Genomic DNA, 17092 nt, shown 5'->3' on the forward strand with positions numbered 1-17092 from the left:
CTCACGCCCTGTCCGCGACGCGCTCACCGAGCAGACCTTGTGGTCTGAACAGGAGGACGAGGATGAGGAGGGAGAAGACCCAGATGTCCTTCCAGGCGCCGCCGCCGAACTGGGCCATGCCGGGGATGTGCTCGACGTAGGCGATGGAGAGGGTTTCCGCGAGGCCGAGTACGACGCCGCCGATCATGGCGCCGTAGATGTTGCCGATGCCTCCGAGTACGGCGGCGGTGAAGGCCTTGAGGCCGAGCAGGAAGCCCATCTCGAAGCGGATCTGGCCCTTGTCGAGGCCTTCGGCGACGGCGGCGACGGCGGCGAACGCGGCGCCGATGGCGAAGGCCATGACGATGATGCGGTCGGTGTTGATGCCCATCAGCTTCGCGGTGTCCGGGTCCTGGGCCGTGGCCTGCATGGCGCGGCCGCTGCGGCTCTTGGAGACGAAGAGGCCGAGGGCGAGCATGCAGGCGGGGGCGGCGACGAGGACGAACGCGTCGGCGCGGGAGATCGCGAGGTGGTCGAGGATCTGGAAGCTTCCTCCCTGGAACTCGGGGAAGCTGACCGGGCTCTTGGCGCCGGGGTAGAAGCCCCAGACGATCTGCTGGAGCACGATCGACAGACCGATCGCCGTGATCAGGGGTGCGAGGCGGGGGGCGCCGCGCAGGGGCCGGTAGGCGAAGCGTTCGGCGGCGGTGGCGACGGCCACGGAGACCACCGCGCCGCCTATCAGCATCACGGGTATCGCGATGACGAGGGCGGTGCCCTCGGGCAGGATCGTGTATGCCGTGAGGGCGCCGAAGCCCCCGATCATGAAGATCTCGCCATGGGCGAAGTTGATGAGCTGGACGATGCCGTAGACCATCGTGTAACCGATGGCGATGAGGCCGTAAAGGGCCCCCAGGGCAAGGCCGTCGGCCAGCTGTTGCGGCAGTTCGTTCACCGCAGGGCCTCCGATGAGCGTGTCGGATATGACACCGCGCGAGGGCGCTGTTTGCGCCCTCGCGCGGCTTGGTTCAGGTGGTGCGTGTGCGGGGCAGTGCGGGGTGTCAGTCCTTGAAGGTCTCGGACTTGACGTCGGTCCAGGCGCCGTTCTTGACCTGGTAGACGGTGAGCTGCTTGTTGGTGGTGTCGCCGTACTGGTCGAAGGAGACCTTGCCGGTCACGCCCTCGAAGGAGACCTTGGACATGGCCTCGGTGACCTTGGCGCGGGCGTCGTCGGGCAGCTTGCCGTTGTTGGCGGCGACGACGGCCTTGACGGCCTGGATGATGGACCAGGCGGCGTCGTAGGAGTAGCCGCCGTAGGCCGCGTACGGGTCCTTGTAGCCGGCCGCGTTGTAGTCGGCGATGAACTTCTTGGCGGTCGGGAGCTTCTCGACGGGGAAGCCGACCGAGGTGGCGAGGTCACCGTCGTTGGCTTCGCCGGAGGCCTTGATGAACTGAGGGTCGTAGATGCCGTCGCCGCCCATGGTGGGGATCTTGGCGCCGGTCTTCTTGACCTGGTCGGAGAGGAGGCCGCCCTCGGGGTACTGGCCGCCGAAGTAGACGGAGTCGGCGCCGGAGGCCTTGATCTTGTTGGCGGTGGAGGAGAAGTCGGTCTCCTTCACGGTGACGGAGTCGGTGCCGGCGACGGTGCCGCCCAGGCGCTTGAACTCCGCGGCGAAGATCGCGGCGAGGCCGGCGCCGTAGGTCTGCTTGTCGTTGACGACGAAGACCTTCTTCTTCTTGGCGTCGTTGAAGAGGTAGTTCGCCGCGAACTTGCCCTGGACGACGTCCGTGGTGGCGGTGCGGAAGTACGTCTTGAAGGGACGCTTGAACTCGCCCTTGCCCCAGTTGTCGCCCTGGGAGAGGGAGGGGTTGGTGTTGGCGGGGGAGACCTGGGTCAGGTTGGCCTTCTCGAAGTCCGCCTGCATGGACTGGGAGACGCCCGAGTTCAGCGGGCCGACGACGCCGAGGACGTCCTTCATGCCGGCGAGCTTGGTGGCGTTGGCCTTGCCGGTGGCGGGGACGGCCTGGTCGTCGAGGGCTTCGATCTTGAAGGTGACGCCGGGGACTTCTTTGTTCTTGTTGGCGGTCTGGACCGCCAGGTCCACGGAGTTCTTGATGCCCTGGCCCAGCGCGGAGAGCGAACCGGTGAGCGGCGCGTCGACGCCGATGACGACCGTCGTGCCGCCGCCGGCGGCGCCGTCGGTGCTTCCGCCCTTGTCGTCGCGGGAACCGCACGCGGTGAGGGTGAGTGCTCCCGTGGTGATCACGGTGGTGAGGATGAGCAAGGAACGGTGTCGCACGATGAATCCTTTCCCTGGCGCGGCCCCCTCGAGCTGAGGCGGTGCCGTGAAGCCGTGGCAAGAGGTGCCGTTGGTGAGTGCCGGGCCGTACGGGGATGACTGGGTGGTGCAGGGCCGTGCAGTGGACGCGCCCGGCGGCGCGGTGACTGGCGGTGACTCTAAGCGCAGGTGGGGGAGGTGGGGAGCGGGGAGGTCAGGATGTGACTGTCTTGTTATCGCAAGGGGGAGAGGAGGTGGATACCCGGGGGGCAAATCGGGGCGTAACGGTCAGTTATGGGGTGTTCACATAGTGAGAATGCCCAGTTCCGCTCAGGGGCTTGAGCGGATCATGGTCCTGTCGCCAGGCGGCGAGAGCGTGTCCGAATAGCGGACAGAGGGTTTGATCTGAGCGGACGGAACGCAGAGGGCGCCACTCCGCTTCTGGAGGGCGGGAGAGTTACGGAGCGTTATGGGGAGGGGGTGGTGGCGTGCTCGTCACCGGGCCGCCGTGCGGGGGCGGGGGCCCGTCGGGGCGGTTGCGGCCGCGCGTCCGGCCGGAACGCCGAAGGCCAGGACCGCGCGAAGGGCGGTCCTGGCCTGGGTCTGCGGCGACAGCGCCATGCGCGCCACGCTAGGTGATCACCGGTGCGGGCGCAACCGGCCTGTGGGCTACGGCAGTTGGGTGAACGGCTTCAGGAAGTCGCGGGCTCCGGGCGAGTCGAGGCGGTAGGTGACGTTGGTGGAGTAACAAGGCGTGTCGCCCGTGATCGTGGTGGCGACCAGGGTGAGCTTCCCGTCCAGCGTGGCGAAGTTCGGACCGCCCGAATCGCCGTAACAGGCACCGCCGTTGCCCTGCGGGGCCGTCATGGCGAGCCGGATCCACGCGTCGTTGAGCGCGTTGAAGGTGACCGGGGCCTTCAACCGGACGCCGCCGCCCGGGTGGGTGTGCCCGCCCGGTCCGCGCCGCGCCTCCTGAGTGCCGTAGCCGGCGACCACGAACGAGGTGTCGTTCAGGCCCTGCGCGCCGAGCGCGGAGAGCGCGCCCGCCTCGGGGAGCGCGGCGGGCGTGAACGCCCAGCGGGCCTTCATCGCGGCGGCCGGTACCTGGACGACCGAGATGTCGTGGGTGTCCGAGGCCGGGCCCGGGTACGCCGGGTGGTTGTGTGCCGTGCCCTCGACGGCCACGGCCTTGGCCACGGCGGCCGGATCGCCGGGATGCTCGGCGGCGGCCTTGTCCAGACCGCCCTGCACGTCCTGGTCGAGGGAGACGTAGAACCTCACGTTCTCCGGCCAGTCGGTGGTGCAGTGCGCGGCGGTCAGAAAGGTGTCCGCGTCGATCATGGTTCCGGAACAGACCCAGTCGACCCGGTCGGGCGTGCTCGGGTCCCCGTCGTTGTCCCAGGTCGCGACGAGCGCGCCGACCTCGGTGCGTTCGGGCGCGGGGGTCGCGTTGTACGAGTTGATCGCTGCGGACGGGATCGCGGTGGCGAGAACGGCAGCGCAGGCCACGGCGGTGATGGCGGTCGCCACGGTGGTGATACGTACGGCGGTCAAGAAGAGCCCCTCGGTGTGTGAGTGGATCGGGTCTTCTCCTGTGGGGGAGGCTCGCCAGTGAAGCGCCTGCGGCAGGTGGGGGCAAGAGGGGCTGCGGATACGGATGTTGGCGGACGGCATGGAACGGCGGGGCGGCCGGGGGGCTGCTGGGGCGGCCTGGAGCGGTCGCGCGGCGCCCGGAGCGATGGGGCGGCCGGGGTGGTCGGGGCGGCCGGGCCGCCCGGAGCGGTCGCGCGGCGAGGGGCGATGGCTCGGTCGCCGGGAAGCGCCGGACGGGCGGGCCCGGGTGTGCTGCCGTCCCGGCGGCCGGGCGTGGGCGGGCGTGCGTCGGGAGCCGCGACGTCTCCGGGGCGGGCGGCGTCCGGAGGCTGGGACCGTGGTCCGCGGCACCACGTCCGGCAGTAGGGCCCGGGCCTCGCGGAACGACGTCCGGAAGGCGACCTTCCGTCTCCGGAGACCGGGATTCGCACCCGGGGCGGTACGCGCGCCCGCGCTCCGGCCCCGCGCCCCCGCCGCCGCCCGGGCTCAGGCTCCTTCTCTGCGGCCGGGGGCCGTGAGGTGAACCCGTGGTGGTCACTCTGCGTGTGGCCGGGCTGTGCCGGCCTTCGTGCGGCAGGCTCTGGCCGGTGCGGCCCTGACGGTCACGGTGACGGGCGCCAGACCCGGTCGCGTTGCCGAGGCTCGGTCATGGGCGCCGTTCGGGGGCGGGCTCGTGGCGGGGGAACCCTGGCGCCCGGACCGCCAAGGGGCGTCGCGCAGCGCGGCCCGGGGCGGAGCGGACCGCCCCGGGCCGGTGATCGATGCGACGGTGGGCCGCCTGCGCTCAGGCCGCGCCGCCGGTCACGCCCGCGTCCGGGACGTTGCCGGCGTCCTTGGGCGTGACCTCCCGCAGCAGGCAGGTCAGCCGCGCCGTGCAGACCCGCTTGTCCTGCTCGTCCGTGATGACGATCTCGTACGTGGCCGTGGAGCGCCCGCGGTGGACCGGGGTCGCGACACCCGTGACCAGGCCGCTGCGCACCCCGCGGTGGTGCGTGCAGTTCAGGTCCACGCCCACCGCGATCTTGGAGACGCCCCCGTGCAGCATGGAGCCGATCGAGCCCAGCGTCTCGGCGAGCACCGCCGAGGCGCCGCCGTGCAGCAGCCCGTACGGTTGGGTGTTGCCCTCCACCGGCATCGTGCCGACGACCTTCTCCGCCGAGGCCTCGACGATCTGCACACCCATCCGGTTGCCGAGGTGCCCGGCGGAGAAGAGAGCGGGAAGATCCACGCCGAGCGCGGCGTACTCGTCGACGACCTCCTGCGGGAACTTCACGTGCTGCTGCTCACCCATCGGCCCGGCTCCGTTCGTCTGCGTCCGACTGCTGATCACTGATCCGCCTGATCGCCTGAGCAAACGCTTAGGCGGAGGGTGATTGTTCCAGACGCACGATCACGGACTTGCTGGCGGGGGTGTTGCTGATGTCCGCCGTTGACTCCAGCGGCACCAGGACGTTCGTCTCCGGGTAGTACGCCGCCGCGCATCCGCGGGCGGTCGGATAGTGCACCACCCGGAAGCCGGGCGCCCGGCGCTCGCTGCCGTCCGTCCACTCGCTGACCAGATCCGTGTACGCCCCGTCGGCCAGACCCAGCTCCGCCGCGTCCGCCGGGTGGACCAGGACGACGCGGCGGCCGCCCTTGATGCCGCGGTAGCGGTCGTCGAGGCCGTAGATCGTGGTGTTGTACTGGTCGTGGGAGCGCAGGGTCTGCAGCAGCAGCCGGCCCTCCGGAACCCTCGGGTACTCGACGGGCGCGGCGGTGAAGTTGGCCTTGCCGGTGGCCGTGGGGAAGCGGCGCTCGTCGCGCGGACCGTGCGGCAGCGCGAAGCCCCCGGGGTTCGCCGCGAGCCGGGCGTTGAAGTCCTCGAAGCCGGGCACCACGCGCGCGATGCGGTCCCGGATCGTGGCGTAGTCCTTCTCGAACTCCTCCCAGGGCGTCGCCGAGGCGGCACCGAGCACAGCCCGCGCCATCCGGGCGACGATCGCCGGCTCGGAGAGCAGATGCGGACTCGCCGGCGGCAGATTGCCCCGCGAGGCGTGCACGAGCCCCATGGAGTCCTCCACCGTCACGAACTGCTTTCCGCTCCGCTGCACGTCCTTGTCGGTGCGACCGAGCGTCGGCAGGATGAGGGCGCGCGCGCCGGTGACCGCGTGCGAGCGGTTGAGCTTCGTCGAGACGTGCACCGTGAGCCGGGCGCGGCGCATCGCCGCCTCGGTGACCTCCGTGTCCGGCGTCGCCCCGACGAAGTTGCCGCCCATCGCGAAGAAGACCTTCGCCTCGCCGTCGCGCAGCGCCTGGATCGAGCGGACCACGTCATAGCCGTGGTGGCGCGGCGAGACGATCCCGAACTCCTTGTCCAGGGCGTCGAGGAACGCGGGCGCGGGGCGTTCGAAGATGCCCATCGTGCGGTCGCCCTGCACGTTGGAGTGGCCGCGGACCGGGCAGACGCCGGCGCCGGGGCGGCCGATGGCGCCGCGCAGCAGGAGGAGGTTGACCACCTCGCGGATGGTCGGCACGGAGTGCTTGTGCTGGGTGAGGCCCATAGCCCAGCAGACGATGGTCCGCCGTGAGGCGAGCACCATCTCCAGGGCCCGCTCGATCTCGCCCCGGGTCAGGCCGGTCGCGACGAGCGTCTCGTCCCAGTCGGCGGCGCGGGCGGCGGCGGTGAACTCCTCGTACCCGTGGGTGTGCTCGCGGACGAACTCCTCGTCGACCGCGCCCTCCGTCTCGATGATCAGCTTGTTGAGGAGCCGGAAGAGGGCCTGGTCGCCGCCGATCCGGATCTGGAGGAAGAGATCGGTGAGCGCGGCGCCCTTGAGCATGCCCTGCGGGGTCTGCGGGTTCTTGAACTTCTCCAGGCCGGCCTCGGGCAGCGGGTTGACCGAAATGATCCGGGCGCCCGCGGCCTTGGCCTTCTCCAGGGCGGAGAGCATCCGCGGGTGGTTCGTCCCCGGGTTCTGCCCCGCGACGATGATCAGGTCCGCCTGGTGCAGATCCTCCAGCGAGACACTGCCCTTGCCGATCCCGATGGTCTCGTTCAGCGCCGAGCCGGACGACTCGTGGCACATGTTGGAGCAGTCCGGCAGATTGTTCGTACCGAACTCCCGGGCGAAGAGCTGCAGCAGGAACGCGGCCTCGTTGCTGGTCCGCCCCGAGGTGTAGAAGAGCGCTTCGTCGGGGGAGGACAGCGCCCGGAGCTCCTCGGCGATGATCGCGAAGGCCCGCTCCCAGGGCACCGCCTCGTACCGGTCGCCGCCCTCGGGCAGATACATCGGCTGTGTGATGCGGCCCTGCTGGCCCAGCCAGTAGCCGCTGCGCGTGGCCAGGTCCGCCACCGGGTGGGCGGCGAAGAAGTCGGGCGTCACCCGGCGCAGCGTCGCCTCCTCGGCGACCGCCTTCGCCCCGTTCTCGCAGAACTCCGCCACATGCCGCTTGTCGCCCTCCGGCCAGGCGCAGCCCGGGCAGTCGAAACCGTCCTTCTGGTTGACCTTGAGGAGGGTCCGGGCGGTGCGTCGCACCCCCATCTGCGCCTGGGCGATCTTGAGGGTGTGGGCGACGGCGGGCAGCCCGGCGGCCGCGTGCTGCGGCGGCGCGACCTGCGGCGCGTCCTGGACCGGGTCGCCTGCGGGCGGCTTGCTGACCATCGCGCTCTCCCTTGAGCGGAACTCTGCTGCGTACGTCCTCGATCCTGTCACGGACCTCCGACAGCAGGGGAGCGGACCAGGTGTGGACGGGATTGTCAGCGGTCCGTGGCAGGATCGTGTTCGTGGCCGAGACAGCATCGAAGAAGACCGAAGACAACCGTCCCCGTCTGCTCCTCATGGACGGGCACTCCCTCGCGTACCGGGCGTTCTTCGCGCTGCCCGCGGAGAACTTCACCACCGCGAGCGGACAGACGACGAACGCGATCTACGGCTTCGCGTCCATGCTGGCGAACACGCTGCGCGACGAGGCGCCCACGCACTTCGCGGTCGCGTTCGACGTGTCCCGCAAGACCTGGCGCTCGGCCGACTTCCCCGAGTACAAGGCGAACCGCTCCACGACTCCGGACGAGTTCAAGGGGCAGGTCGAGCTGATCGGCGAGCTGCTCGACACCATGAACGCGGTGCGGTTCGCGGTGGACGGCTTCGAGGCCGACGACGTGATCGCCACGCTCGCCACCCAGGCCGAGGCGGCCGGCTTCGACGTCCTGATCGTCACGGGCGACCGCGACTCCTTCCAGCTGGTCACCGACCACGTGACCGTGCTGTACCCCACCAAGGGCGTCTCCGAGCTGACCCGCTTCACCCCGGAGAAGGTCCAGGAGAAGTACGGCCTGACCCCCTCGCAGTACCCCGACTTCGCCGCCCTGCGGGGCGACCCGTCCGACAACCTCCCCGGCATCCCGGGTGTGGGCGAGAAGACCGCCACGAAGTGGATCAACCAGTTCGGGTCGTTCGCGGAGCTCGTCGAGCGCGCCGACGAGGTCAAGGGCAAGGTCGGCCAGGCCCTGCGCGACCACCTGGAGTCGGTCAAGATGAACCGCCACCTCACCGAGCTGGTGAGGGACGTCGAGCTGCCCCGGAGCGTCGCGGAGCTGGAGCGTGCCCCGTACGACAGGACCGCCCTGAAGGGCTTCCTGGAGGTCCTGGAGATCCGCAATCCGAGTTTGCGGGAGCGCCTGCTCGCGGTCGACCCCGGCGCGGCGGAGGAAGAGGCCCCGGCCCCCGACGCGGGCGTCGAGCTGGACGGCACGGTCCTCGGCGCGGGCGAGCTCGCCTTCTGGCTGGAGCAGCACGGCGGGCAGCCGCTCGGTGTCGCCACCGTCGCCACCTGGGCCATGGGCGTCGGCAATGTCAGTGAGGTCGCGCTCGCGGCGGCCGACGGCAAGGCGGCCTGGTTCGACACGACCCGGCTCGACGAGACCGACGAGCGCGCGTTCGCCGCCTGGCTGGCCGACCCGGCCCGGCCGAAGGTGATGCACAACGCCAAGGAGTCCCTGCGGGTCTTCCCCGAGCACGGCTGGCACATCGAGGGCATCACGATGGACACCGCCCTCGCCGCCTATCTGGTCAAGCCGGGGCGCCGCTCCTTCGCCCTGGACGCGCTCTCCGTCGAGTACCTCCACCGCGAGCTGGCCCCGGCCGCCGCCGACGGGCAGCTCGCCTTCGGTACGGACGAGCACGCCGAGGCCGACGCGCTCATGGCGCAGGCCCGCGCGGTCCTGGACCTCGGTGAGGCGTTCGGCGACCGGCTCGGCGAAGTCGGCGCGACCGATCTGCTGCACGATGTCGAACTGCCCACGTCCCTGCTCCTCGCCCGGATGGAGCGGCACGGCATCGCCGCCGACCGCGCCCATCTGGAGGCCATGGAGCAGCAGTTCGCGGGCGCGGTGCAGCAGGCCGTGAAGGAGGCGCACGCCTCCGTCGGCCACGAGTTCAACCTCGGCTCGCCCAAGCAGCTCCAGGAGGTCTTCTTCGGCGAGCTGAACCTCCCCAAGACCAAGAAGACCAAGACCGGTTACACCACGGACGCGGACGCGCTGGCCTGGCTGGCCGCGCAGACCGAGCACGAACTGCCGGTGATCATGCTGCGCCACCGAGAGCAGGCCCGGCTGCGTTCCACGGTCGAGGGCCTGATCAAGACGATCGCCGCCGACGGCCGGATCCACACCACCTTCAGCCAGACCGTCGCCGCGACCGGACGCCTCTCCTCCACCGACCCGAACCTGCAGAACGTGCCGGTCCGCACCGACGAGGGCCGGGCCATCCGCCACGGCTTCGTCGTGGGCGAGGGCTTCGAGGCCCTGATGACCGCCGACTACAGCCAGATCGAACTGCGGGTGATGGCCCACCTCTCCGAGGACGAGGGCCTCATCGAGGCGTTCACCTCCGGCGAGGACCTGCACACGACGGTCGCCTCGCAGGTCTTCGGCGTCGAGCGGTCCGCCGTCGACGCGGAGATGCGGCGCAAGATCAAGGCCATGTCCTACGGCCTGGCGTACGGCCTGTCCGCCTTCGGCCTCTCGCAGCAGCTGAACATCGAGGCGGGCGAGGCCCGCGCCCTGATGGACACGTACTTCGAGCGCTTCGGCGGGGTGCGGGACTATCTGCGCCGGGTCGTCGACGAGGCCCGGGCGACCGGCTACACCGAGACGATGCTCGGCCGCCGCCGCTATCTCCCGGACCTGAACAGCGACAACCGCCAGCGCCGCGAGGCCGCCGAGCGGATGGCGCTGAACGCCCCGATCCAGGGCACCGCGGCCGACATCGTGAAGGTCGCCATGCTGAACGTGGACCGCGCCCTGACGGAGGCCGGCCTCTCCTCCCGGATCCTCCTCCAGGTCCACGACGAAATCGTGGTCGAGCTGGCCCCCGGAGAGCGCGAGCGGGTCGAGACCCTGGTCCGTCAGGAGATGTCCTCGGCGGTCTCCCTCCGCGCCCCGCTCGACGTCTCGGTGGGCGTCGGTCCGGACTGGGAGTCGGCGGCGCACTGACGACCGGACGGCCGACGAAGCGCGCCCGCGGGGCGCGCTTCGTCGCCCGCCCGCCTCGCCTCCGGCAGGGCGTAGGGCTATACCCCGGACCGGGACATCAGCGCGATCCCCGTGGGGGGCGCACCGGCTCACGCTCCGGGGTTCCCGGGACCGGCGTCACCGGCGTCCCGCGCAGCCGCACCACCGCCCCGTACAGCACCAGACCGAGGGCGAGCCCCGCGCCCGCGCCGAAACAGGCGGTCGGAATGATGTCCAGCGGCGTCTCGATCCGGCCCCAGTATGCGTACCAGCGCAGGCAGCGGTGCACGATGCCCGCCAGGACGCACCCCCCGATCAGCCCGGCCGCCAGCCACCGCCCCCGCCGGTCGAGCACCGGGAAGCCCGGCGGCAGCGCCGCCCCCGCGGGCGCCGCGCGCAGCGCCCGCGCCGTGAACCACACCAGCACCCCCAGGGCCAGTGCCGAACCGCCGTACTGCGCGTAGAGATAGACGGGGAAGCCGGCCACGATCTCGCCGAGGAACGGAAGCGCGCGCGTGCCCCAGCGGTCGAGGTGGGTGAAGGCGTCCCAGACCACATGGGTCGTCGCCCCCAACACCGCGGAGAGACAGAACCACGCGGCCAGCGCCGCCGGCCGGCGCTCCCGCCAGGGGCGGCCGCGCAGGAAGGCGTACACCCGCGCCCGACGGCCGGCCGGCAGCAGGGCCACGAGCGGCTCACGCACCATCAGCCAGAGCGCCACCAGCAGCGCGGTGATGAGGACATCGACCGTCACGATCCCCAACGGCGCGTGCGTGACCTCCCCGAAGAACATGGCGTCCGGGACCGCCGTCGCCGCGAAATAGGTCATGTCGGGAGAGAACGACCCCGCCACGAGCGCCGACGCGACCAGCGGCCCCCGTGCGGTGCCGTCTCTCCGTATCCCCGGCAGCACGGCGGCGGCATGACTGAGTGTGAACGGCATCGGAGGCCCCCCTTGTGCGGTCAGGCACCAGTATGCGGGAGTGATGTTCGTCGGATCCCGGGCGGCCAAGTGGTGACGAAAGCGTGAAACCCGGTCAGGCGCCGGTGTGCCGGGGCGCGCAGTTGTCATAGGGTCGCCTGAGTCCACGCGCGGGGAGCGCGAGTGCTCTCGAGGGGGAGGGAACGTACGTATGGCAGCGCAATTGGGCCGTCGGCTGCGCAGGGGGGCCACGAGCGGTGCCGTGGTGGCCGCGGCGGTCGCGGCGCTGGCCGCTTCGCAGGCTCCGGGCATGACACCGCCCCCCGCCGACAACGCGAGCGGCGACCAGTCGATCGGCGCCGGTGACTCGACGACTCCGCCGGAGGACTCGGCCACCGGCCAGTCCCCGTACTACACCGACCTCCCGCCGCTGAACACCCCCAACAAGCCCGGCACTTCCGTCGACCTGCCGATCGTCACCGGTCCGGCGGAGGCGGGCATCCCCGCGACCGTCCTCGCCGCGTACAAGCGCGCGGAGCAGTCCATACGGTCCAGCGACCCCGGCTGCCACCTGCCGTGGCAGCTGCTCGCGGGCATAGGCAAGGTCGAGTCCGGTCAGGCGCGCGGCGGCCGGGTGGACGCCAACGGCACCACCTCCTCGCCGATCCTCGGCCCGGTGCTCAACGGTGTCGGTTTCGCCAACATCTCGGACACCGACGACGGTGCGTTCGACGGCGACAGGACGCACGACCGCGCGGTCGGTCCGATGCAGTTCATCCCCTCCACCTGGGCGACCTGGGGCCAGGACGCGAACGGCGACGGCCGCAAGGACCCCAACAACATCTACGACGCCGCCCAGGCCGCCGGTCTCTACCTCTGCGCCAACAACCGCGACCTCGCGGTCAAGGCCGACCTGGACCGGGCGATCCTCAGCTACAACCGCTCGACCGAGTACCTGCACACGGTGCTCTCCTGGTTCGAGTACTACAAGCGCGGCACCCACCAGGTCCCGGACGGCACGGGCGTGCTGCCGGTCGACCGCAGCGACACCTCCCGTGGCAGCACCTCGCCGGAACGGACGAAGCCCGCCGGTCCGTCCCCCTCCCCGTCGACGCCGCCGGCCACTGCCAAGCCCAAGCCGAAGCCGTCCAACCCCAGTACGTCGCCGACCACTCCGCCGCCCACCCCGCCCGCGTCGGTGCGCGTGGTACGCATCAAGGACGCCGGCACGGGCACGCTGACGGCGACCGCGGGCGGCGTCTTCGCGGGACGACCGACGGTCGCGGCCCTCGACTCGGCGGGCAAGCCCGTCGCCGGCATCAGCGTCCGCTTCGAGATCCTCGGGACCACCGGCGCGAACTTCGGCGGCGTGGCCAAGAGCGTCACCCTCACGACGGGCTCCACCGGCAAGGTCGTCACACCGCTCCTCCGGGCGGGCGAACAGCTGGGCGGCTTCACCGTGCGGGCCACCGTCGTGGGCCGCAGCATGGCGCCCGTCGAGTTCCGCGCCACCGTCACCGCCCGGCAGGCCGACACCCTGGTCCGCGGCGACTCCAAGGTGCTGACGGCCACCACCGGCGAACGGTTCGCCGACCGGGTGCTGGTGAAGGCCACCCACGACGGCGCCGCCGCCTCCTCGGTCGCCCTGACCGCCACCATGGTCACCTCGGCACAGGACTCCCAGGCGGCCACCAAGGGTCCGTACTTCAAGGACGCGAACGGCGACCCGCTGCGGACGCTCACCGATCTCAAGACGGACGAGAACGGCCTGCTCACCCTGCCGGACATCTACGCGGACGGCGAGGCGGGAACCTTCCTGCTCCGGCTGACCGCGCCCGGCGGCGGCAGTCTGATCATCGAACTCAAGGTCACCGCACCGGCCCCCGCGCCCACCCCGTCCCCGACGACATCGCCGGACGCCTCCCCCAATCCCACGCCCAGCTCCACCTCCTGATCCGGACGGGGGCGTCCCCCGCGCGACTTCCGTGCCGCTCCTCTGTCCAGCCCCGGACGGAGGAGCGGCCTTCCGCGTTCTGAGTGCGACGTGTTCTCATCTCACGGCCGCGTTGCTACGGTGCCCCCTCCCTGACGCAGCATCAGATCGAGCACCGGGAGGCCACCATGCGCGCCCTCGTCGCCGCCGCCATCGGGCTGGTCCCCGTCCTCCTCGTCATCCTGCTCGTCTCGGTGGCCGAGCTGCCGCCCGACGGCCCCACCTCACCCCGGCCCCTCCTCACCGCCGACCCCGGCCCCAAGAAGTAGGAGGAGCCCTCCCATGCGCCGCCGAGCCAGCCTCGTCCTGCTCTCCTTCGCCGTCTTCTTCGTCGCCATGGCCCCCACCCTGCGCTGGTACGCCTTCCCCCGGCTGGCGAAGATCCCGCCGAACCAGTACCAGGAGACGGTCCTGGAGGCGAAGCCGGCCACCCTCCTCAACTACTCCACGCTCAAGGCCGAGAGGATCGAGAAGCTCACGATCATCCAGACCCTCAAGGGCAACGTGGAGGAGTCCAGGAGGATCGAGCGCGACGCCGGCCGCGACGTCGTCGTCTGGGACTCCCTCTCCTTCGTCGCCGGGCCCGACGGCAAGATGGTGTCCAAGATCCCCGAGCGGTACATCTTCGACGCCCACACCCAGGAGCCGGTCCACGCCACCGGCGAGATGGTCGACGGCGACCCCGTCCGGCGCGAGGGCATCGAGTTCAAATGGCCCTTCCTCACCGAGAAACGGGACTACCAGTACTTCGACGCCCAGACCCGCACCTCCGCCCCGATCCACTACATGGGCACCCGGACCTTCCGCGGCCTGGAGGTCTACTACTTCGAGCAGACCATCCCCTGGACCGAGGTCCCCATGCCGAAGGCCATGCCGGTCAAGGGCATCACCCCGGAGATCCTCGCCGGCTCGGGCCTCACCCGCTGGTACACCACCCAGCGGATGTTCTGGGTCGAACCCGTCACCGGAGCCCCGGTCAACGGCGAGGAGATCCACAAGGAGGAGCTCCGCAACGCCCGGGCCATGATGGGCCAGGACACCGTCACCGTCTTCGAGGGCCATGTGAAGATGCGCGAGGACTACATCACCGCCATCGTCGAGCTGGTCGAGTCCAACCGCCTCATGGTCCTGCTGCTCGTCTCCTATCTGCCCTGGAGCTTCCTCCTCCTGGGCCTCGCACTCTTCGCCCTCGCGCTCTGGCTGGAGGCCCGCGCCCGCGCCCGCCGCCAGGAGGCGGAACCCGGCCCCGCGCGGGAACCCGTCACCGCTCCCGTCTGAGCCGTGCGCTGGTGTGCCGGGTCGGCTGGGCCGCCCCGGGGTCCTCCGGCCACGGGTGCCGGGGGTAGCGGCCGCGCAGCTCCGCCCTTACCGACCGATAGCCCTCCCGCCAGAACGAGGCCAGATCGGTGGTGACGGCCGCCGGTCGGCCGGCGGGGGAGAGGAGATGGACAAGTACCGGCGTCCCGGCGACCCGTGGCGTCTCGGCGAGTCCGAACATCTCCTGCAACTTGACCGCCAGAACCGGCTGCTCGCCGCCGTAGTCGACGCGTATCCGCGAGCCGCTGGGCACCTCGATCCGCTCCGGCGCCAGCTCGTCGAGCCGGGCCGCCTCGCCCGTCGCCCAGGGCAGCAGCCGCTGGAGCGCCTGACCGGCGTCGATCCGGCCGAGGTCGGACCGCCGCCGCGCACGGGACAGCTCGGGCTCCAGCCACTCCGCCGCCCGGTCGAGCAGCGCCTGCTCCGCGACGTCGGGCCACGGCTCGCCCAGGATCCGGTGGAGAAAACCGCGCCGCCGCCGCAGCTCCTCCGACTCGCGGCTCCACCGCAGCAGCCCCAGGCCCTCCCGCCGCAGCCCGTCGAGCAGCGCCTCACGGACGAGACCGGCGTCGGCCTCCTCCCGGAGCGGGCGCACCGCCAGCTCGACGGCGCCCAGACGCGCCACGGAGCGGGCGACCACGTCCCCGTCCTCCCAGCGGACCTCCTCCCCGGCGGTGAGCAGATGCCCGGCCGCGGCACGCGCCACGTCCTCGTCCACCACGGCCGCCAACCGCACCCGCGCCGTCGCGTTCTGCGCCGTGCGGTCCGCCACGGCGACGGCCAGCCAGGGGGCCGAGCGCAGCGCGGAACCCTCCACGAGCGAGGCACCCGTGCCCGACGCCATCAGGAACCCGCCGCCCTGACGCGCCCGGGCCACCCGCTCGGGAAAGGCCAGAGCGGTCACCAGCCCGGCCGCGGCGTCGTCCCCGGCGACCGGAGCACCCGCCGCTCCGACGAGCCCCGACCCGCGCGGGGAGCCTCCCGCCTCGGCGATCGACCGCTCCAGGCGCCGCGCCTCCGTCCTCCAGCGCGCCCCGTACCCGTCGCCGCCCCGCCGCGCCGAGCGCCAGGCCGCCGCCAGATCGTCGCCGTACTCCCGCGGCGGCTCCTCGCTGAGCAGCGCCACCACCTCGGCCGCCCGCCGGGTGCCCACCGTGGGCGCACCGTCCAGGAGGGCCCGGGCCAGCCGGGGATGCACGCCGAGCCGGGACATCCGAACCCCGCGCTCCGTGGCCCCGCCGTCCTCGTCCACCGCGCCGATCGCCGTGAGGACGGAACGGGCGGCCGCCATCGCCCCGGCGGGCGGGGCGTCCAGCAGCGCGAGCCCGGCCGCGGAGGGGTCGCCCCAGCAGGCCGTGCGCAGGGCGAAGGAGGCCAGGTCCGCGATCCTTATCTCCGGGGACGGGAACCTCGCCCGGCGCCCGTCCTCCGCCTCCGCCCAGCAGCGGTACACCGTCCCGAACGCCTCCCGGCCCGCCCGGCCCAGGCGCTGGGTCGCCCCGGCCACCGACACCGGCACCGTCGCCAGCGAGCCGAGGCCCCGCGCGTGGTCCATCCGCGGCTCCCGGGCAAGGCCCGAGTCCACGACGATCCGCACCCCCGGCACCGTCAGGCTCGACTCCGCCACGGCCGTCGCCAGGACCACCCTGCGGCGCCCGCCCGGCTCCGTCCCGCGCAGCACCGCGTCCTGCACGGCGGCCGGGGCACGGCCGTGCAGCTGGAGGACCTCCGCGTCCACCCCGTCCAGCATCCCGGCCGTGCGGGCGATCTCTCCCGTACCGGGAAGGAAGCAGAGGACATCTCCCTCGTGGCGCTCCAGCGCCAGCCGCACCGTCGCCGCCACGTGCCGCAGCAGGGCGGGATCCACCCACGTGCCGTGCGCCGGCCGGATCCCGGCCGGCGGTGGGGCGAACAGGACACGGCAGCCGTGTCCCTCGCCCGTCGCCCGCACGATCGGCGCCGGGCCCGAACCGTCCAGGACAGTCAGGAGCTCCGCCCACGCCTCGGCGTCGCTGGTCGCCGAGGCGGCGATCAGCTTCAGCTCCGGCCGCAGCGCCGCCCGTACGTCCACGAGGAACGCCATCGCCGTGTCCGCGTCCAGATGCCGCTCGTGGCACTCGTCGAGCAGCACCACGTCCACACCGGCCAGCTCCTGGTCGCGCTGGAGACGCTGGAGCAGGACGCCGGTCGTGACCACCTCCACCCGCGTCGCGGGTCCGGCCCGCCGCTCGCCGCGGACCGAGAAGCCGACAGCTTCGCCGACCTCCTGGCCCAGCAGCCACGCCATCCGCCGCGCCGCCGCTCGCACCGCCATCCTGCGCGGCTCGGCCACCAGCACCCGCCGCCGCTGCCCGTCCCCTATGAGCCCCGCGAGCGCCAGCGGCACCAGCGTCGTCTTGCCGGTGCCGGGAGGCGCGTACAACACGGCCGTGCCCCGCTCGTCGAGCGCGCTCAGCAGCTCGGGGACGGCATGGCGGACGGGGAGACGGTCGAGTGCGTCGTTTCGGATCACGCACTCA

The 17092-nt window shown here is 71.9% G+C and carries 12 protein-coding genes; 4 read left to right on the forward strand and 8 right to left on the reverse strand.

Translation table 11 applies throughout. The annotated features are described in order from the left end of the window. Nucleotide 1 precedes the first annotated feature (1 nt). The 6 genes from ACIRB4_RS09030 to ACIRB4_RS09055 form a co-directional block, all read right to left on the reverse strand. Nucleotides 2-934 carry a branched-chain amino acid ABC transporter permease gene (locus ACIRB4_RS09030; protein ID WP_403289410.1) on the reverse strand — a complete coding sequence of 311 codons (933 nt, stop codon included), beginning with the start codon at nt 932-934 and terminating at the stop codon, nt 2-4. Between the two features lie 106 nt (nt 935-1040). Next, nucleotides 1041-2279 carry a branched-chain amino acid ABC transporter substrate-binding protein gene (locus tag ACIRB4_RS09035; RefSeq protein ID WP_403289411.1) on the reverse strand — a complete coding sequence of 413 codons (1239 nt, stop codon included), beginning with the start codon at nt 2277-2279 and terminating at the stop codon, nt 1041-1043. A gap of 474 nt (nt 2280-2753) precedes the next feature. Further along, the gene (locus ACIRB4_RS09040) at nt 2754-2879 is read right to left on the reverse strand and encodes a hypothetical protein (RefSeq protein WP_403289412.1); all 126 of its coding nucleotides are present in this window, start codon (nt 2877-2879) and stop codon (nt 2754-2756) included. A gap of 48 nt (nt 2880-2927) precedes the next feature. Further along, nucleotides 2928-3812: a trypsin-like serine protease gene (locus ACIRB4_RS09045; RefSeq protein ID WP_403289413.1), complete on the reverse strand. Its 885-nt coding sequence runs from the start codon at nt 3810-3812 to the stop codon at nt 2928-2930. An 823-nt stretch (nt 3813-4635) separates the two neighbouring features. Further along, on the reverse strand, nt 4636-5142 hold the full coding sequence (locus tag ACIRB4_RS09050; RefSeq protein WP_403289415.1) for a PaaI family thioesterase: 507 nt from the start codon (nt 5140-5142) through the stop codon (nt 4636-4638). Nucleotides 5143-5209: 67 nt separating this feature from the next. Next, entirely contained in the window at nt 5210-7492 is a 2283-nt protein-coding gene (locus tag ACIRB4_RS09055) for an FdhF/YdeP family oxidoreductase (RefSeq protein WP_403289416.1), read from the reverse strand. Between the two features lie 176 nt (nt 7493-7668). Between ACIRB4_RS09055 and polA the strand changes: the two genes are divergently transcribed. Next, entirely contained in the window at nt 7669-10323 is a 2655-nt protein-coding gene (gene polA / locus ACIRB4_RS09060; protein ID WP_403289671.1) for a DNA polymerase I, read from the forward strand. Between the two features lie 97 nt (nt 10324-10420). Here the strand turns inward: polA and ACIRB4_RS09065 are convergent, their stop codons facing one another. Then, on the reverse strand, nt 10421-11284 hold the full coding sequence (locus tag ACIRB4_RS09065; RefSeq protein ID WP_403289417.1) for a DUF4184 family protein: 864 nt from the start codon (nt 11282-11284) through the stop codon (nt 10421-10423). A gap of 190 nt (nt 11285-11474) precedes the next feature. Here ACIRB4_RS09065 and ACIRB4_RS09070 point away from each other — a divergent pair, with 190 nt between their 5' ends. From ACIRB4_RS09070 to ACIRB4_RS09080, 3 genes are all read left to right on the forward strand, one after another. Then, entirely contained in the window at nt 11475-13217 is a 1743-nt protein-coding gene (locus tag ACIRB4_RS09070) for a lytic transglycosylase domain-containing protein (protein ID WP_403289418.1), read from the forward strand. 167 nt (nt 13218-13384) lie between these two features. Continuing rightward, complete coding sequence (locus tag ACIRB4_RS09075; RefSeq protein WP_356894295.1) at nt 13385-13525, forward strand: SPW_0924 family protein; 141 nt, start codon at nt 13385-13387, stop codon at nt 13523-13525. Between the two features lie 13 nt (nt 13526-13538). Further along, nucleotides 13539-14534, forward strand: coding sequence for a DUF3068 domain-containing protein (locus ACIRB4_RS09080; RefSeq protein WP_403289419.1), 996 nt, complete (start codon nt 13539-13541; stop codon nt 14532-14534). On the opposite strand, the gene hrpB is transcribed toward ACIRB4_RS09080, so the two are convergent. Further along, a complete protein-coding gene (hrpB, locus tag ACIRB4_RS09085) occupies nt 14518-17085 on the reverse strand; it encodes an ATP-dependent helicase HrpB (RefSeq protein WP_403289420.1) in 2568 nt (855 codons plus the stop codon). The genes ACIRB4_RS09080 and hrpB overlap by 17 nt on opposite strands. Between the last annotated feature and the right edge of the window lie 7 nt (nt 17086-17092).

It is taken from the genome of Streptomyces sp. NPDC093600 (assembly GCF_044764755.1).
Lineage (GTDB): Bacteria > Actinomycetota > Actinomycetes > Streptomycetales > Streptomycetaceae > Streptomyces.